At 71.4% G+C, this 17,682-nt stretch carries 17 protein-coding genes; 8 read left to right on the top strand and 9 right to left on the bottom strand.

Annotated elements, in window-relative coordinates:
- Positions 1-112: 112 nt before the first annotated feature.
- Positions 113-532 carry a MerR family transcriptional regulator gene (locus ITJ59_RS00530; protein ID WP_194649155.1) on the top strand — a complete coding sequence of 140 codons (420 nt, stop codon included), beginning with the start codon at positions 113-115 and terminating at the stop codon, positions 530-532.
- 138 nt (positions 533-670) lie between these two features.
- Here ITJ59_RS00530 and ITJ59_RS00525 read toward each other — a convergent pair whose 3' ends face one another.
- Together ITJ59_RS00525 and ITJ59_RS00520 are read right to left on the bottom strand one after the other, a co-directional pair.
- The gene (locus ITJ59_RS00525) at positions 671-1,252 is read right to left on the bottom strand and encodes a PadR family transcriptional regulator (protein WP_194649154.1); all 582 of its coding nucleotides are present in this window, start codon (positions 1,250-1,252) and stop codon (positions 671-673) included.
- Positions 1,249-2,187, bottom strand: a complete 939-nt coding sequence (locus ITJ59_RS00520) for a DUF4097 family beta strand repeat-containing protein (protein ID WP_194649153.1) — start codon at positions 2,185-2,187, stop codon at positions 1,249-1,251. The genes ITJ59_RS00525 and ITJ59_RS00520 overlap by 4 nt, the downstream gene beginning before the upstream one ends.
- Positions 2,188-2,290: 103 nt before the next feature.
- Between ITJ59_RS00520 and ITJ59_RS00515 the strand changes: the two genes are divergently transcribed.
- Both ITJ59_RS00515 and ITJ59_RS00510 read left to right on the top strand, forming a co-directional pair.
- Positions 2,291-3,133, top strand: coding sequence for an NAD-dependent epimerase/dehydratase family protein (locus ITJ59_RS00515; RefSeq protein WP_194649152.1), 843 nt, complete (start codon positions 2,291-2,293; stop codon positions 3,131-3,133).
- Between the two features lie 95 nt (positions 3,134-3,228).
- Positions 3,229-3,531 carry a hypothetical protein gene (locus ITJ59_RS00510; RefSeq protein WP_194649151.1) on the top strand — a complete coding sequence of 101 codons (303 nt, stop codon included), beginning with the start codon at positions 3,229-3,231 and terminating at the stop codon, positions 3,529-3,531.
- Positions 3,532-3,591: 60 nt separating this feature from the next.
- Here the strand turns inward: ITJ59_RS00510 and ITJ59_RS00505 are convergent, their stop codons facing one another.
- The 4 genes from ITJ59_RS00505 to ITJ59_RS00490 form a co-directional block, all read right to left on the bottom strand.
- Positions 3,592-3,963 (bottom strand): cupin domain-containing protein, encoded by a 372-nt coding sequence (locus tag ITJ59_RS00505; protein ID WP_194649150.1) that lies wholly within the window; start codon positions 3,961-3,963, stop codon positions 3,592-3,594.
- Positions 3,964-3,991: 28 nt separating this feature from the next.
- Positions 3,992-6,022 (bottom strand): sigma-70 family RNA polymerase sigma factor, encoded by a 2,031-nt coding sequence (locus ITJ59_RS00500; protein WP_194649149.1) that lies wholly within the window; start codon positions 6,020-6,022, stop codon positions 3,992-3,994.
- 153 nt (positions 6,023-6,175) lie between these two features.
- On the bottom strand, positions 6,176-6,826 hold the full coding sequence (locus ITJ59_RS00495; protein ID WP_323749351.1) for a class F sortase: 651 nt from the start codon (positions 6,824-6,826) through the stop codon (positions 6,176-6,178).
- Positions 6,827-6,997: 171 nt separating this feature from the next.
- Positions 6,998-8,371 carry a hypothetical protein gene (locus ITJ59_RS00490; RefSeq protein ID WP_194649148.1) on the bottom strand — a complete coding sequence of 458 codons (1,374 nt, stop codon included), beginning with the start codon at positions 8,369-8,371 and terminating at the stop codon, positions 6,998-7,000.
- Between the two features lie 345 nt (positions 8,372-8,716).
- Here ITJ59_RS00490 and ITJ59_RS00485 point away from each other — a divergent pair, with 345 nt between their 5' ends.
- On the top strand, positions 8,717-9,019 hold the full coding sequence (locus ITJ59_RS00485) for a hypothetical protein (protein WP_194649147.1): 303 nt from the start codon (positions 8,717-8,719) through the stop codon (positions 9,017-9,019).
- A gap of 106 nt (positions 9,020-9,125) precedes the next feature.
- Positions 9,126-9,671: a cysteine hydrolase family protein gene (locus ITJ59_RS00480; protein WP_194649146.1), complete on the top strand. Its 546-nt coding sequence runs from the start codon at positions 9,126-9,128 to the stop codon at positions 9,669-9,671.
- Between the two features lie 86 nt (positions 9,672-9,757).
- On the opposite strand, the gene ITJ59_RS00475 is transcribed toward ITJ59_RS00480, so the two are convergent.
- The gene (locus ITJ59_RS00475; protein ID WP_194649145.1) at positions 9,758-10,435 is read right to left on the bottom strand and encodes a YczE/YyaS/YitT family protein; all 678 of its coding nucleotides are present in this window, start codon (positions 10,433-10,435) and stop codon (positions 9,758-9,760) included.
- 61 nt (positions 10,436-10,496) lie between these two features.
- On the opposite strand from ITJ59_RS00475, the gene ITJ59_RS00470 reads away from it, so the two are divergent.
- From ITJ59_RS00470 to ITJ59_RS00460, 3 genes are all read left to right on the top strand, one after another.
- Complete coding sequence (locus ITJ59_RS00470; protein ID WP_194649144.1) at positions 10,497-11,948, top strand: PLP-dependent aminotransferase family protein; 1,452 nt, start codon at positions 10,497-10,499, stop codon at positions 11,946-11,948.
- 85 nt (positions 11,949-12,033) lie between these two features.
- Positions 12,034-12,717 (top strand): DUF6518 family protein, encoded by a 684-nt coding sequence (locus ITJ59_RS00465; protein ID WP_194649143.1) that lies wholly within the window; start codon positions 12,034-12,036, stop codon positions 12,715-12,717.
- Positions 12,718-12,756: 39 nt separating this feature from the next.
- The gene (locus ITJ59_RS00460; protein ID WP_323749350.1) at positions 12,757-16,086 is read left to right on the top strand and encodes an efflux RND transporter permease subunit; all 3,330 of its coding nucleotides are present in this window, start codon (positions 12,757-12,759) and stop codon (positions 16,084-16,086) included.
- Here the strand turns inward: ITJ59_RS00460 and ITJ59_RS00455 are convergent.
- Both ITJ59_RS00455 and ITJ59_RS00450 read right to left on the bottom strand, forming a co-directional pair.
- The gene (locus ITJ59_RS00455; RefSeq protein ID WP_194649142.1) at positions 16,083-16,421 is read right to left on the bottom strand and encodes a hypothetical protein; all 339 of its coding nucleotides are present in this window, start codon (positions 16,419-16,421) and stop codon (positions 16,083-16,085) included. The genes ITJ59_RS00460 and ITJ59_RS00455 overlap by 4 nt on opposite strands.
- Positions 16,422-16,657: 236 nt before the next feature.
- Positions 16,658-17,668 carry an alpha/beta hydrolase gene (locus ITJ59_RS00450; RefSeq protein ID WP_194649141.1) on the bottom strand — a complete coding sequence of 337 codons (1,011 nt, stop codon included), beginning with the start codon at positions 17,666-17,668 and terminating at the stop codon, positions 16,658-16,660.
- Between the last annotated feature and the right edge of the window lie 14 nt (positions 17,669-17,682).

The following is a 17,682-nucleotide window of genomic DNA, read 5'->3' as shown; positions in this document are numbered from 1 at the left end:
GGGAGTCAACACGGGTGCCCGGGTGGTCATTCCCGTTCCGCCGAGCGCTGTCGGTGCTGGTTCCCGAACACCGCCTGTGGTTGACGCCACGTCAACCTCTACGGTGAGCTGCATGAGCGATCCGTCAGACATCGTCAGCCCAGCTGCGAAAGCGCCCCACGGCATCGTCGACGTGGCGCGATCCGCTGGGGTGTCGAGCCGCACGCTGCGGCACTACGACGCGATCGGGCTGCTGCCGGCAACGGCCGTCGGTGCGGGCGGACTGCGTCGCTACGACGACCGGGCGCTCGTCCGACTGCAGCGGATCCTGCTGCTTCGCAGCGCGGGCCTCGGCCTGCCCGAGATCGGCCGGCGGCTCCACACCGAGCCGGATGACGCGTCGGCGCTCGCCGCGCACGTCGTCGGCCTCGAGCGTGAGCGGGACCGGCTCGCCCGGCAGCTCGCAGCCGTTCGGACCACCGTCGCCCGGATCGAGCACGGTGAGCGTCTGACGGTGGCCGCCGCGTTGGACGGGTTCGCCCCCGTGACGTGACGGAACCAGGTTCCGGTCACGACACCACGCAGCGGCGTGGTGCTGTGTCCGGAACCTGGTTCCGTGGGTGGCGCGACGCGCGGGGCGCGACGGACGGCCGGGAGGCACGGGTCGCGACCGCCTGTCGGCCGACGGCAGTCAGAGCGACTTGCGCAGGGCCTCCAGGCCGTCACGCAGACGCGTCACGGTGTCCGCGCGGAGCGTGCCGCGGGTCGCACGGCGGCGCAGGTCCGCGCGGACCTGCTGCCGGAACGACGACAGCGCCATCTCGAGCTCGCGCAGGGCGCGGGCACTCTCCGAGGGGACCGAGACGGGGTCCTCGTGCGTGCCGGTGCCGGGGCTCTCCGCCGAGGCGGCGAGGTCGGCACGGAGGGAGCGCATCACCTCGCCGACCGAGGCGCGGACGCCGTCGGCCAGGGACTTCACCGAGTCGGCGACGCCGGACTCGACCGCGGCGATCTCGTCGGCACGGGCCGCGAGTTCGGTGCGGCCGGCCTCGGTGATCGCGTAGACCGTCTTGCGGCCGTCGGCGGTCTTCGAGACGAGACCGTCGTCTTCGAGCTTCGCGAGCCGCGGGTACACGGTGCCGGCGCTCGGCACGTAGGTGCCGCCGAACCGGTCGCCGAGCGCCTGGATGAGCTCGTAGCCGTGCATCGGGTGGTCCGCCAGCAGCACGAGCAGGTACAGGCGGAGGTGGCCGTGGGCGAAGACGGGGCTCATTCGGGCACCTCGCTCTCGTTGGTCGGCGCGGCCGGTGCGGCCGGGGTGGTCGGTGCGGCCGGGGCAGTCGGTGCGGCCGGGGTCGTCGGCGCGGCCGGGGTCGTCGGCGCCGCGGTCGGCGCCGAGTGCTCCTCGGCGACCGGCGGGGCGTGCAGCACCGAGATGTCGCCGGAGACCGAGTTCACGCGCAGGTCCAGCCACTGGCCGGACAGCTCGCCGCCCTGCTTGACGTACGAGCCGCGCACGCCGCGGATCTCGGCGTCGTCGAACTGCAGCTTGCCGGTCGCGGTGCTGACGGTGCACTGGTAGGCGACGCCGTCCTCGAGCCGGACGCTCACGCCACCGGACACCGTGTTGACGCGCGCCGACTCCGGCACCCCGTGCAGGTCGAGCACGACGTCGGCCGAGACGCCGTCCGCCTGGAACCGCGGGATCTCGCCCGTGGCCACGACGTCACCGGAGACGGTGTGCACCGTCAGGGCGCCGTCGAGCTCGCGGATGGTCGTCGCGCCCGAGACGGCGTTGACCGTGACGTCACCGGCGACGCCGTCGACGACGATGTCGCCGGACACCGTGTTGAGCATCGCACCACGGTTCGTGCCGGACAGCAGGGCGCCGGCCGAGACGACACCGAGCGTGACGGCGGCGTCACGGGGGACCAGGATGCTGACGTCCGCGTGGGCCTTGCCGCGAAACGACTTGAGGAACCCGATGGGGTCGTCCCAGCGGATCTGCGGGTGGTCGACGGTGAGCGTGTCGCCGTCGACCTCGATCTTCAGCTGCTTGCCGGACACGCTGTGGACCTCGACCCGTGCGGTGGGTTCGTCGTGTGCCACGACGTCCACCTGACCACCGACGAGTCCGACACGGAGTGTGCGGACGATGCCGGTGTCGATGACCTTGGGCTCGTCGACGAGCCACTTCTCCTGCGCCATGTTGCCTCCTCGAAGTCGCGATGTATCGCGTCTGTGGAAGTCACGTTATATCGCGACTCGTGGCTCCGCAAGGGGCTCGCGGTGGTCCTGGGATCATTGCTGCATGCGTGTACTGGTTGCTGGCGGGTCCGGGGTCCTCGGTCGAGCGGTCATCCCGAAGGTGATCGGTCTGGGGCATGCGGTGATCGCCACGTCGCGATCCGCCGAGAAGGCACAGTCGCTGCGCGGCCTCGGGGCGGACGGCCTGGTCCTGGACGCCCTCGACCGTGATTCCACGGTCGCAGCCGTGTCGACCGCTGCACCCGACGTGGTCGTGCACCTGATGACCGACCTCGGCACCGGAGACTCGGCGAGCAACGCACGGCTCCGATCCGAGGGCACCCGGAACCTGGTCGACGCGGCGCGTGCGGCAGGCGTGACCCGGGTCATCGGACAGAGCATCTCGTGGGTCTACCGGTCCGCGACGCTCCCGGCGAGCGAGGACGACCCGCTCGACGTCGATGCGCCGGAGCCTCGACGGACGACCGTCCGTGCCGTCCGTGAACTCGAATCCGCCGTCCGCGAGATCCCCGAGAGCGTGGTGCTGCGCTTCGGACAGCTCTACGGCCCGGGCACCTGGTACTCGCGGGAGGGCCGGTTCGCTGCGGCTGCCCGAGCTGCTGCGCTGCCCGCCACGGAGACCGTGACGTCGTTCGTGCACGTCGACGACGCCGCTGCAGCCGTCGTACAGGCACTCGGATGGCCGGCAGGGCTGTGGAACATCGTCGACGACGAGCCTGCGCCCGGGACCGAATGGGTGCCAGCGTTCGCTGATGCGCTCGGCGCGCCGATGCCCGCTGTCCAGCACTCGGGTGATGCGGGGCGCCCCGTCCTCAACGACCGTGCCCGGAGGCACGGCTTCGCGCCCCGGTACTCCAGCTGGCGCACGGGCTTCGCAGCGCTGTAGCCGCCGTCGGCGCTGCGGCTGGGGACATCTGGGCTGTCCTCGGGGCGCTGTCGGCCTGCAGTTCGCCCGAGCTCCCGCCGAGATCGACGGGTCCCGTGGCGCTGACCAAGGTCTACCTGGCCGCCGCGAAAGCGAAGCAGTGTGATGTCACGAAGGCACTCACGCGCAGCAGAACGTGGGCGTGGTGCACGAACCCGACGCTGCAGTCCTACACGGTTGCCAGCAAAGCCGAGGTCGTTCCGTTCAATCCTGGGAACAGGAAGGAGACCTGCGTCGCGACGACCGTCACGAGCAAGGCCTCCGGCGAGCAGGAACCGATGAACGGCAAGCGGGAGTGGAACTTCTGCTACACCGAGACCGGCGATGGGTGGCGCCTCACCGACCAGGGGCAGGGCTGATCCGCGACCATCGACGGCGCTCCGGCGGTCTCGAGAGCCGATCGTCCGTGCAGGCGTGGACTAGACCCCGTCGATCTCGCGGAGCTGGCTGGTCATGTCTCCGCCGGCGTCGCCTGTGTTCACCGTGCCCTGCGGCTCGAAGAGCAGCGCCTCGACTTCTCCCGCAGCCCTCGGGCAGTGCTCCACGCCACGAGGGACGACGAACACGTCGTTCGGTCCGAGCACGACGTCACGGTCCCGTAGCTGGATGGTGAGCTCGCCGCTGAGGACGAGGAACAGCTCGTCGGTGTCGGGGTGTGTGTGCCAGACGAACGCACCCTGCAACTTCACGACCTTGACGTCGTAGTCGTTGATGCTCGTCAACCGGTGGGGCTGCCAGTGTTCGGAGATGGTCGCGAGAGCGGTGGTGATGTTCCGGACGTCGTCGGTCATGTGGAGACGGTACCGGCGTGACGTCGGTTCAGCCGACGACGGTGATCGTCACGGTCGTGCTGGCGCCGTCGGTGTAGGCGACGGTGAGCGCGTGGGTCCCTGGCGGGAGCCCGCCCTGGACGCCGGTGCGGATGTGGCCGCTGAACCGCTGGTCGCTGCCGATCGTGACCGTGCCGATCAGGGTGCCGTCGACGCTGACGGCGACGGTGCTTCCCGCCCATCCCCGGATCGTGACGGGGATCGGCCCCCACGGCACGATGTCGCCGTCGTTCGGATCGGTGATGGTGGGGACGAACGCGAAGGGGGTGCTGGCGGTCGACGCGGACGTGTTGCCGGCGGTGTCGGTCGCGGTGGCGTGCACGCCCGACGCTGTCGGCAGGAGACCCGGCAGCGTTGCCCGCCACGTGCCGTCTGCTCCGGTGACGGTCTCGGCCGCGAGCGATTGTCCGGTGGCGGAGATCGCGATCGTGCTGCCGGGTTCTGCCGTACCGGCGAACTCCGGCGCGGCGGTGTCGGTGTCACTCCAGGTGGTGGCGATCGTCGGTGCTGCCGGCGCAGTCGTGTCGACGGTGATCCACATCGTCGCGGGGGCGGACACGGTGTGACCGGGAGCGGTCGCGGTGACCGTGACCCGGTGGACGCCGTCGGCTGCGAACTGCAGCCGGGCGCTCCACCGTCCGGCCGCGTCCGTGGTGGTGTCGACTGTTCCGTCGCTGGTCTGCAGCACGATGCGACTGTCCGGACTCGCGGAGCCGGAGACGTCGACGACGAGGTCGGCGACGAGCAGGCTGCTGCTCGTCGGCACGGGGGATGCCGAACGGGGCGTGGGAGTGACCGGGGTGGTGGGCGTTCCAGCAGGAGGGGACTCGACCGGCGGCTCCGGCACCGGCACCGGCGTCGGCTTCGGTATCAGGGGCGTCGCGGCGGTCTCCTGCACATCGGAACGAGGCTGCTCGGTGGTGGTCAGCTCCACGGCCGTGACGACCGGCCCGCCAGGAGTCGGTGGGGTGATCCGGGGGAGCGTGGTGTGTGGCGGTACGACGGGGACGGTCTGCGGAGCGGCGGGAGGCGCAGGAGTCGCAGGAGTCGCAGGAGTCGCAGGAGCGTGCGACGTGGCCGGGCTGGCCTGCTCGCCGTCCACCACGGGAGCGGTGACGGCGACCGCGATGGCCACGGCGACGGCCGTGCCGCCGGCCACGATCGCGACCACTGCTCCGACTCGTCGGGGACCGGTGAGTCGGCGTGCGGGGGCGGCGGATGCTGCGGAGGTCGGTGGGGCAGTGGACGCTGCTCGTGCGGCAGCGAGGCCGCCGACGGTCGGGAGGACGGCGGCGGCGATCCTCGCCGCGAGGCGTCTGGCGTCCTCCACGACCGGCGGGCAGTTCGGGCATCCCCGGATGTGTTCCTCGAGGCGACGGCGGTCTCGAGCGGCGAGCGTCCCTGCTTCGTAGGCGCCGAATCCGGCGAGGTGTCGCCTGCACTCCTCGGACAGGCTCTCCAGCGCCAGGTGTTCCTGGACCCACGCCGCGCGGAGTGCCTGTCGTGCCCGGTACGCCAGGGACGACACGGCTCCTGGTTTCAAGTCGACCAACGGGGCGATGTGCCGAGGCCGCATCTGCTCGACGTCGAGGTACCACAGCACGCTCTGCCACCGTTCGGGCAGCGACCGGAACGCCCGCCCCAACGTCGAGCGGTCCGCTGCGTGCGCCATCTGGGCTGCAGCGTCCACCGCGTCGTCCTCGAACGTGTCGAAGTCGACCTCGCTGTCAGCGTGGAGGGCTCGCCTGCGGAACTCGGCGCCGGCGAGGTTGCGGATCACCGTGTACAGGTACGGGCGGAAGAGCTCCTCCGGTCCCTTTCCACGGACGATGGCTCCGATGACGCTCGTGAACGCCTCGGAGACGACGTCTTCGGCATCGGATGCGCCGACGAGTCCGTGCGCGTGGAGGACCGCCGCGCGGTGGTGGCGCTGCCACAGCGTTGCGACCGCGGACTGGTCGCCTGCGCGGACCGAACTGATCAGTGCGGCATCGCCGATGACGTCTGGGGCAACAGGCACGTGTCCGCCTCCTCGCTCCCGGGGGCTGCTGATCCGACGGCGTGCTCCCCCAGACCGAACACGCCACCTCTTGACCACGAGTGCGCATCGACGATTTCATCACGCGATCGTGCTGCAACACCCCGTCGCGAGCTCGGCGAGCGCGCGTTCTGATCAGGTTCGTGTGGCTGCGATGACGAGGTTCTGCGTCGAGGGCGACCCGTCCGGCTGTTGCAGACAGGTGATGAGCAGCAGCCGGTTGGGCACATCGTGCCACACGTCCGCATCGCGGGCGATCCGGTCCTTGTCGACCAGGAGCGCATCCGTCACGGTGTAGTCGACGCCGGCGACCGAGACGGCCGCGCCGACCGCCACCCGACTGCGTGCACGATCGACATCGGTCAGGGAGTTGCCGGGTGCGACGCCGCCACCGCGCAACGAGTGCATGACGACGAACACCGTTCCTGCGGCTGCGTCGTCCGGGGTGACGCCCATGTTCCGCACGAGGTAGGCGGAGGCGAAGCCGGGTGGGGTGATCCGCCCGCCGACAGCATCCAGCGAACCGATCGGAACGTCCAGGCCGACGGATGCCACGCGCAGCCGTCCAGATCCGCTGGGTGTCGAACGCGCGCTCGGGACCGTGCCGTCGGTTGTCTCGAGGCGCACCGGATCACCGCGCATGTCGTGGGCAGAGGACGAGGGGTCCGAGCCGAGGCCGGTGACGATGCCGCCGACTCCAGCGGTCAGCATCGCTGCCGCCAGCGCTGCTGCTGCGACCATCAGCAGCGGCGGCCAGCTCCGTCGGTGACGGTGTGGGTTCCGCACGTTCGAGCCTTCCGATCCGGGTGAGCGGTGAACAGTGGGCCGGTGGATGCTTCGGGTGCATGCCACCGGCCCACACGCCGGTTCGTCAGCTAGGGATGACGATCCGGCGTGGGGCTCCGCCGCACTCCAGGGATGGGGAGCGGAGCCGTCTCGGGGGTGCCGGTCGCTGTGTCAGCGGTCGGCACGCCGTGCTCGGGAGTACCACCCACCGAGCAGGACGAGCAGTGTCACGGCGCCGGCCCCGACCAACCCGATGGACGTCCACGGCAGTGGGCGGTCGATGGTGGTGCCGCCGGTGTCGACCGCGGCCCCGACGGGTGTCGGGGGAGCCGTCGGCGTCACCGGCGAGTTCGGTGTGGCCGGATGCGCCGACGGGGACACGGGGCTCGGGGTTCCCGTCGGAGCCGTCGAGTCGGTCGGCACGGGCGACCGGGACGGCTCGGGGGTCGGCGCCGTCGGGGTCACAGTCGGTGTCGGTGTCGGTGTCGGTGTCGGTGTCGGTGTCGGTGTCGGTGTCGGGGTGGGAGTGGCACCCGACCCCGTTCCGCCGCCGCCCTGGTGCACCACGGCGCTGGTGACCGGGGTGGAGTCACCACCGTCGATGGTGATCGTCGCTCGGTTCGTGTAGGTTCCGGCAAGCCCGCCGTCGGTGACCTTCGTGGCGAAGTGCACGTCGTAGAAGTACCCCTGCTGCGTCGTGAAGGCGACGGTCCCTGCAGAGCTCGTGTACGCATCACGGGGCGCCGGAGCCCACCCGGTGAGGCCCTCGCGTCCGTCGGCTCCGGTGTTCTTCCGGTTCGTCTGCCAGAGCGTCGGGAACTGGTACTGGCCGAAGCTCGTGATGAGCTCCTGGTTCGCCCCGGGGCGGTCGGTGACGCTCACGCGTTGTCCACCGGTCATGCCGTCGGCGCCGGAGCCGACCACGACGACCCACTCGATCACGCCGTTCGCGGCGTCGTAGTTCCCCCACTTGCCGCTGGTGCGGCCGGTGAAGTCGCAGCCCACGGTGCACACGCCGGTACCCGGGTTCGACGGCGCGGGCTCGACACTGATCGTCACCGCTTGTCCACCGACCTCGTACGTCGTCGACGTCGCCGCGTCGTTCTGGGTCTGCACCGTGACCCAGAACGAGAACGATCCGTGCAGATCGTTCGGATGTGCTGCGATGTAGTCGCTGTCGATGGCGCAGTCCAGCTGCGTCGCCGTGACGGTGCACCGCCCCATGGCCGAGCCGCCGGGGGCGAGCAAAGGGAAGCCGTCGGAGCGGCCCTGGAGCGCTTCGGGAAGGTCGATGACGAAGCCCGCTGGTGTCGCCGGGTCGTCCGGCAGCGACCACGTTCCGGACAGCTCAGCGGAGCTGCCCGAGGTCACGGTTTCGGACGTGAAGTGCAGCTCGTCGATGGAGGCGTTCGTGGTGTAGCCGTCGGCTGCCGATGCCGGCAACCCGGCAGCGACGCCTCCGGCAACGGCAGCGGCCGCAGCCATCGTGGTCGCGGTGATGAGCGCCCCGCGTCGGCGACGCTGGGCAGCAGTGTGATGGTGCATTCGGGTTCTCGGGTTCCTGCGGTGAGCGTGCTCGTGGCGCCACACGAGCACGGCTCCACCAGGTCGGAGCGGTGGATCTCGGCGCCACACAGGGTGAGTGCGCAGCCCCCAGAACGTCACGCGACTCGGCGGGGACGTCTGTCGGGTGCCAGCCTCGTGCGCGGGCGCATCCGCTGCCAGCACTCCGTCCTCCACGCGCGCAGTACTCCGCGCGCACAGCTCGCTCGCACTCCGTTCCGCGTGACGATCGACGCTGCGCCGACTCACTCAGGTGTCGGTCGGGCGTGCTGGCCATGCGGATCGCACGGCGGCCGGGCCGACCTCGAGCAGGAAGGGAACTCACGTATGGCGCATGCGCTCGCAGCGGAGACGGACATCGAACGGCGCATCCTGGCTCTGCGGACCGTGTCCCGTGTGTACCCACTCTCCACGGCGTCGGCGGTACTGCGGTCCGTGGCAGCGCGAGGGGAGGGCGCGTCGCGAGTCGAGGTCCGCGACGGAGTCGTGCGGGTCGCGATCGGGACGGCAGCGGGCAGCATCGCGCGCCAGGTCGCACACGACGTGCACGAACTCGCGGTCGAGGCGATGGCCGCGCACGGACTGCGCTTCGTCCGCACCGAAGTGGAGATCGCAACCGTCGAGATCTGACGTCGCCGCGCTCAAGTTCGCCTCCGGCACGACGACCACCGACCCCCAACCACCGAACCCCGACCCACTCGACCGGTCGACGGCCACTTGCTGCGAGGATTGCGCCATGCCAGCCGACACCGCGCTCCTCGTCATCGACCTGCAACACGGTGTCGTGCGCGACTGCTTCGACAGCGCAGACGTGCTCCTGCGGACCGCACAGCTCGTCGATCGGGCGCGCTCGAGCGGTGTGCCCGTCGTCTGGGTGCAGGACCACGGCGACTTCGCCGAGGGCAGCGACGACTGGCAACTGGCTGCGCCGCTCGTTCGTCGACCCGACGAGCCGCTCGTGCAGAAGGAGTACCGGGACTCGTTCACGGAGACGGACCTGGCGGCGGTGCTGCAATCACTCGGTGTGCGGCACCTGGTGGTCGCAGGGGCACAGAGCGACTACTGCGTCCGGACGACCACGCAGGCTGCCGCTGTGCGCGGGTTCGACGTGACCCTGGTGTCGGACGCGCACACCACGACGGATGCGGAGCACGACGGTGTCGTCATCACCGGTGAGCAGATCGTCGCGCACACGAACATGTACTTCGGCGGGCTTCGCTACCCGGGTCGCCGGTTCGCCGCGCTCCGGCACCACGACGTGACGTTCGAAGCCGTCCACTGATGGACCGGTGACGTGACGAGCCGAGCCGGGCCGGGCCGGGCCTGGCCGGAAGAGCGTGCAGAGGCGGTCGGCCCCCACCGCGTCGGTCAGCTGGGCAGCTCCGAGCGCACGCGCTGCACACCCGGGGCGCGCGGTTCGGGAGTCGCACCGACGTCCCGCCGCTCGGGGCTCCACGGGAACCGCCGGAAGAACGGCATGAGTGGCTGGACCATCGGGCCGATCGCGAACGCCGCGATCACGGTGCCGGCGCCGACGTTGCCGCCGAGGATCCACCCGACGATGACGACCGACACCTCGACCAGGGTGCGTGCGAGCCAGAGCGGCCAGCCGAGGCGTTCGTGCAGCCCCACCATCAGGCCGTCGCGGGCACCGGTGCCGAACCCCGCGCCGATGTAGAACGCGGTCGCGACGGCGAGCAGCACCAGGCCCGCGGCGAACAGGGCGATCCGCGCGAGCAGGCCGGACGGCTCCGGCACGAGCCAGAGCACCAGGTCGGCGCTCGGGCCGATCGCCAGGGCGTTCAGCAGCGTGCCGATGCCCGGTTTCTGCCGCAACGGGATCCAGAGCAGCAGGATGACGCCGCTCGACACGACCGTGATCACACCGAACGACCACGGCACCACGTTCTCGAGCCCCTGCGTCAGGACGGTCCACGACGAGACGCCGACGACCGCGCGGACCTGCAGCGCGGTCGAGGCGCCGTAGAGGAACAGGCCGACGAAGAGCTGGACGAAGCGGAACGTGAGGGCGGTGCTGCGGGGCATGGGGAGATCGTCCCGCCTAATTGGACTGCTGGTCGAGAGCCAATCACGCTACCGTGGACCCATGACCCCCGTGCTGTTGAGTGCCCGTTCCGCTGCCCTGCTGCTCACCGACTGGCGCGACGGCACCGATGCACCGGCCTACGAGGCGCTGTCCGACGCCATCCGCGTGCTCGTCATCGACGGCCGGGTCGCGCAGGGCGTGCGACTGCCGGCCGAGCGCGGGCTCGCCGTCGCCCTCGGTGTCTCCCGCACCACGGTGGCGAACGCGTACGCACGACTGCGGTCCGACGGGTTCGTCGTGTCGGTCCGTGGCTCCGGCAGCGTGGTCCACCTGCCGGCGTCGCTCATCGGTCGGCCGGACCCGGAACGGCTCGGCGGTGTGGTCGACGACGAACTGCTCGACCTGCGGAAGGCCGCGATGCACTCGGCTCCCGGAGTGGCCGAGGCCGTCGAGCGGGCGATGCGGCACGTGCCCGCGGCGCTCGCCGGCATCGGGTACGACACCGTCGGCGACCCCGGCCTCCGCGCTGCGATCGCCGACCGGTACACCGAGCGTGGACTGCCGACCGACCCGTCCCAAGTGATCGTGACGATCGGCGCGCAGCACGCCATCGCCCTGCTCGCGCGCGTGCTCGTCCGCCGCGGTGACGCCGTGCTCGTCGAGTCGCCGACCTACCCACACGCCCACGAGGCGTTCCGCGAGGCCGGCGGCCGGCTCGTCGGCGTCCCCGTCGACGCGCGGACCGGTTGGGACGCCGCCGCGCTCGAGACGACGCTGCGTCGGACCGCCCCGGCCGTCGCCTACGTCATGCCCGAGCTCCACAACCCGACCGGTGCGACCATGTCCGCACCGACCCGCCAGCTCCTGCTGTCGGTCGCCGCCTCGGTCGGCACGACGGTCATCGCGGACGAGACGATGGGCGAGCTGCGGATCGACGGTTCGCCGTCGCTGCCGTTGGCAGCAGCGGACCCGTCGGGGTCGTCGGTGGTGATGATCGGGTCGGCCGACAAGGTCTTCTGGGGCGGGCTGCGGATCGGCTGGATCCGCGCCGCACCGGCGCTCCTGCAGCGGCTGCTCGCCGCCCGCCCGACGGGCGATCTCGGCACCCCCGTCCTCGACCAGCTGGTCGCGCGGGAGCTGGTCCCACGCACGGCAGTTGTCCTGGAGGCACGGCGCGAGTCCCTGCGCCAGGGTCGCGACGACGTCGTGGGCGCGCTCAGGGCACGGCTCCCGGACTGGGACGTGCCGTCCCCGGCGGGTGGGCTGACGACGTGGGTGGGCCTCGGACGGCCGGTGTCGAGTGCGCTCGTGCTGGCCGCGAGGTCCGAGGGCGTGGTGCTGGCGTCCGGCGGGGTGTTCGGCCCGGACGGCGGTTTCGAACGGTTCCTGCGGGTGCCGTTCACGATGGCGCCGGCCGATCGGGGACGTCTGGTGGACGTGCTGGAGCGCGCGTGGGCCCGGGTCGGTGGGGAGTCCGCCGGGGTCCGGGGATCGCTCGCCGCGGTGGTGTGAGGGTCATCCTCTGGGGTGAGGGTCTGGTGCCCTTCTCGCTCCACGGGGTGATGCGCGCGGCGGCGGTCGACGCGATGCTGATGCCATGAACGCGACCCTGTCCGCCGGTGCTCCGGCCGCTGCTGCGTCTGGCGCGTCGTCCTCGTCCGAGCCCTGCCCCGCCGTGCCCGCCCTGGTGCGCGTCACGATGGCGCTGAGCGGTGCGTTGCTCGCCGGTGTGCTCACGTCGTTCGGGCAGTCGGTGCCCGCGCTGTCCTCGGTCGCCAACTCCGCCGGCCCCTGGTTCGTGGTCGCCGTGGCGCTCTGCATCGGCGCCGGGGCGCGTGCCGGCCGGCTCGCCCTGCCGCTCGCGATGGTGCTCGGTGTCGTCCTGCTCGAGCTCATGCACGTCGGCTACTGGGCGACGACGAACCTGCGCGGGTACCCCGACTTCCTGTCGCTGACGAACCCGTGGGTGCTGCTCGGGATCCCGGCCGGGCTGCTCGCCGGTGCGGTCGCCGTGTTCGTCCGGTCCGGTGACGCCCGCTGGCGTGCCGGCGCGTTCGGGGTCACCGCCGCGATCCTGATCGGCGAGGGGACCCGGGCACTGCTGCATGTGGTGGCCACGACCGGACCGGTCACCTGGGTCGTCGAGATCGTGGTCGGCGTGCTGCTCCTGGCCGTCGGGGTGGTCACCGCCCGGTCGTCGGTCGGCCGCGTGATCGCACTCGGCACCGGGGTCGTCGGCACGGTCGGTGTCCTCGGCGCGTACCTGCTGCTCGGTGGCTGATGCGGGCGCGCACGGGCTGCGGCTGCGAGGATCGATGACGTGCACCTCCTCTCGGTCTTCAGCCTCCGCAACCGGGCCCTCATCGCGCTCGTCACCATCGTCGTCGCGATCTTCGGCGGCATCGCGCTGTCGAACCTCAAGCAGGAGCTGATCCCGAGCGTCGAGTTCCCGCAGGTCGCGATCGTCAGCGCCTACCCCGGCGCCACGCCCGAGGTTGTCTCGAACGACGTCTCGACCAAGATCGAGCAGGCGATCCAGGTCGTCCCGGACCTCGAGTCCACCAGCGCGACCTCGTCCACCGGACAGAGCGTGGTGTCGGCGTCGTTCCAGTACGGATCGAACCTGGCCAGCGCCGAGGACAAGATCCAGACCGCGGTGAACGCGCTGTCGCTGCCCGACTCGGTGCAGACGCAGATCGTCACCGGGTCGTTCGACGACCTGCCGGTGCTGCAGGTCGCGGTCTCGGCGTCGGGCAACCAGGAGCAGCTCGTCGACCGGCTGCAGGCCTCGGCGATCCCCGACCTCGAGAAGCTCGACGGCGTGCGGCAGGCGGACGTCTTCGGCAACCCGGGCCGTCGCGTCGTCATCACGCCCGACCAGGACGAGCTCGCCGCCCGTGGCCTCACCCAGACGGCGATCTCGGACGCGCTCGACGACAACGGCACCCTGATCCCCGGCGGCACGATCACCGAGGACGGCTCGACGCTGTCGGTGCAGACGGGCGAGCGGATCGCCTCGCTCAAGGACATCCGCGCCCTGCCGCTGACGAGTTCGTCGAGTTCGTCGGGTTCGGACGGGGCCGGGTCCGCTGGTGCCGACGGGACGGCGTCCGGTGACGGTACGGCCGCGGGCGCGACCGGGACGGGTACGACGGGGACCGGCACGGGTGCGACCGGTTCCGCGCCCACGGGTGACGCCGCGACGGGCGGGTCCACGGTCGCCGCCACCCCGACCGAAACCACGCTCGGCGACGTCGCGAAGGTCGCGATCACGGAGTCACCGCGCACCTCGATCAGCCGGGTGGACGGTGAGCAGGCCCTGACGATCTCGATCACCAAGACGCAGGAGGCCAACACGGTCGACGTCTCGAAGACCGTGCGCGACGCACTGCCGGGCATCGAGGACAAGATCGAGGGCGATCCTCGCTTCACCGTCGTCTTCGACCAGGCGCCCTACATCCAGCAGTCGATCGACTCCCTGGCCGAGGAGGGGCTGCTCGGCCTCGCCTTCGCGGTGCTCGTCATCCTGGTCTTCCTGCTGTCGTGGCGCTCCACGCTCGTCACCGCGATCTCGATCCCGACGTCCGTGCTCCTGGCCGCGATCGGCATGCGTGCCGCCGGGTACACGCTCAACATCATCACGCTGGCCGCCCTGACGATCGCGATCGGCCGCGTGGTCGACGACTCCATCGTCGTCATCGAGAACATCAAGCGGCACATGGTCCCCGGTGTCGACCGCGGCCAGGCCGTGCGGGAGGCCGTGCGCGAGGTCGCCGGCGCGGTCACCGCCTCGACCCTGACGACCGTTGCGGTGTTCCTCCCGGTGGCCTTCGTCGCCGAACTCGTGGGAGAGCTGTTCCGTCCGTTCGCCGTGACGGTCACTCTGGCGCTCGTCGCGTCGCTGTTCGTCTCGCTCACCATCGTCCCGGTGCTCGCGTACTGGTGGCTGCGCCCGTCGAAGGTGAAGCCGGGCGAGACGACGGCAGCGGCGGACACCGACGCCGAAGCGGCACCGTCGGCGGTCGAAGCCGAGCGCGATCGCCCAGAGGGAGCGCTCGCGTCCGCCGCGGACCTGCACGACGCCGGCCGGGTGGACCGCCTGCGCCGCGTGTACCTGCCGGTGCTCCGGTGGGTCGTCCGCAAGCCGGTCGTCGTCATCCTGCTCGCCGTGATCGTCCTCGGCGGCACGGTCGCCACGCTGCCGTTCGTCACCACGAACTACCTCGGCGACTCGGGGCAGAACACCTTCACGGTCACGCAGGACCTGAAGGCCGGCTCCAGCCTCGCCGTCCAGTCCGAATCCGCGCGCAAGGTCGAGCGGGCGCTCCAGGGCGTCGACGGCGTCGAGACCGTGCAGACCACCATCGGCACGAGCGGCCAGTCGATCCAGGCGGCGTTCGGCGGTGGCGGCAGCGCGTCGGTGCAGTACGCCGTCACGACCGATGCCGAGGCCGACCAGCCCACCATCCAGGCCGACGCCCGGAAGTCGATCGCGCGGATCGACGACGTCGGCGAGGTCACCATCGCGTCCTCCGGCGGCGGGTTCGGCGGCAGCAGCGACATCGAGGTCGACGTGACCGCGCCGACCCAGGCGCAGCTCGAGACCGCGTCGCGCCAGGTGCTGAAGACCATGCAGTCGGTCCCGGACACGACGAGCGCCACGAGCAACCTGTCCGCCGCGGAGCCGTTCCTCGCCGTCCGGGTCGACCGTGCCAAGGCCGCGGCACTCGGCCTCACCGAGACCCAGGTGGGTGGCCTCGTCGCCGCCGCCGTCTCACCGCGGGACACCGGCAGCATCGAGATCGACGACGCGACGCTCGACGTCTACATCGCCGACCCCGAGCCGCCGACCACGATCGCCGCCCTCCGGGCCCTCGACGTCCCGACGAGCACCGGCACCGTCCCGCTGTCCGACGTCGCCACGGTGGAGGAGTCCGAGGGGCCCACCACGGTCACCACGACGAACGCCGCCCGCACCGCCACGATCACCGTGTCGCCCGACGCCACGAACCTGGGTGCGGCCGTGCAGTCCGTCACGACCGCCGTCGACGAACTCGACCTGCCGAAGGGCGCGACCGCCTCCATCGGTGGCGTCGCTGCCAGCCAGTCGTCGGCGTTCTCGCAGCTCGGGCTCGCGGTCCTGGTCGCCGTGCTGATCGTCTACGTGATCATGGTCGCGACGTTCCGGAGCCTGCTCCAGCCGCTGCTGCTGCTCGTGTCGGTGCCGTTCGCCGCGACGGGCGCGATCCTGCTGCAGATCGCCTCCGGCGTCCCGATCGGCGTCGCGTCGCTCATCGGTCTGCTCATGCTCGTCGGCATCGTCGTGACGAACGCGATCGTGCTCATCGACCTCGTCAACCAGTACCGACGGCGCGGCTTGCGGGTGCGTGAGGCGTTGATCGAGGGCGCGACACGACGCCTCCGTCCGATCCTGATGACGGCGATGGCGACGATCTTCGCGCTGCTGCCGATGGCGATCGGGCTGACCGGCAAGTCCGGGTTCATCTCGCAGCCGCTGGCACTGGTCGTGATCGGCGGCCTGGTGTCCTCGACACTGCTGACGCTCGTGGTGCTGCCGGCGCTGTACTTCGTGGTCGAGGGCGCGCGCGAACGGCGGGCCGACCGGCGTGCGGCTGCGGCGGCGGACTAGCGGCGGTACTCGGCGTCGACGGCCGCGATGGCGGCGGTCGTGAGCGGCACCGGGACCGTGGGTGGCACGACGGGTGCAGCGGCCCGGTGGTCGGCACGCTCCTCGCGCTCGACGGCCCGGAACCACGACACGAGCACGCAGGTGAGCGTGACCAGGAAGACGATCCCGGCACCCTGCGCGAACACGGCCATCTGCCCGGTCGCGGCTGCGTACCCGCCGAAGGCCATGGTGGCGGCGAACGACAACCCGAGCAGCAACTCCGCAGAGGTCTGCAGCGCAGAACGGTCCCAGCGGGTCGCGGCGGCGCGTGCAGGGCGGGTCGAGGTGTCGGTCACCCTGGAAGTCTGCGGCCGCGGGCTCGGCAGCGGCAGTCCCGACTCCGGGTGCCACCCACCCGGGGCACGCGGCAGTGCGGCTCCGCGAAAGCGACACTTCTCCGCCGAACATCGGCGGCACAACGTCGCTCTCGCAGCACGAACGGCCGCTCGTCGGCGAGAAGTGTCGCTTCGGCGGCAAACTGCCCGCGGCCGTGCCCGCCAACGGCCGTGCCCGCGCACGCCCCCGCAGCGCCTCAGCCCAGCTGGGCCCGCAGGAACGTCGCGACGCGGCGACTCATGGCCTCGTCGAGCTGCGCGATCGAGTGCGCCGTCCCCTCGACCTGCACGAACGTCACCGGGACGTCGTGCGACCGCAGCGTCGCCGCGAACTCCTGCGACTCCCACAGCGGGATGAACTCGTCGGTCGAGTGCCCGATGAAGAACGGCGCCGTGTCCGAGGTCACGTGGTACTCCGGCGACGCCCGGGTCGCGGCCGGGCACTTCGCGTACGTGCGGCAGCCGAGGTACAGCAGCTGCTTGCGCTGGAAGGACGCGGACACCCCGTCGGCCCGGGTCGAGCGCGTCGTCAGGTTCGTCGGGCCGCTCAGGTCGACCACCGCGCGGATGCGGTCGCCCGCGGCGTAGGCGTCGGACTCGTGGTCGGTCACCGCGAGCATCGCGGCCAGGTTGCCGCCGGCGCTCCCGCCGAACACCCCGACCCGCTGCGAGTCGACGTCGTACGTGGACAGCGTCGTCGGGCGGAACACGTAGTCGAGTGCCCGTCGCACGTCGTCGAGGCCGGCTGGGAACGGGTCGGTGGGGGCGAGCCGGTAGTCGACGTTGAACGTGACGAACCCTTCGGACGCCAGGTACTTGCACACCGACCGGTAGGCGGCGGTCGCCTTGTCGCCGTGCGACCAGCTGCCGCCGTGGATCATCAGCACCGCGGGTCGGCCGGTGCTGGCGGCAGCGTCGGCAGGGTCGGCCGTCGGGCTGGCCGAGGGCGTCGCCGTGGGGGTCGCGGTCGTCTCCGGAGCACTGTCGGCCGGCAGGCAGACGTCGAGCCGCTGCAGCGGGTCCTTGCCGTAGGGCACATCGGCCACCACGTCGATGCCGTGGTACTGCAGGGAGAGCGGGTAGATGACGCTGTCGGCGGTGACCGTCGCGTTCTCGTCGCCGACGGGATCCGAACTGCAGGACGCGACCGCGCCGAGCGCCACGACCGCGGCGACGAGCGCGAGCACTGTGCGGCGGCCGGACATCATCGGTTCCACGGTAG

It is taken from the genome of Curtobacterium sp. VKM Ac-1393 (genome assembly GCF_015350995.1).
Classification (GTDB): domain Bacteria; phylum Actinomycetota; class Actinomycetes; order Actinomycetales; family Microbacteriaceae; genus Curtobacterium.
The sequence above is the reverse complement of the archived record's forward strand: the minus strand, read 5'-3'. Positions and strand labels throughout refer to the sequence as shown.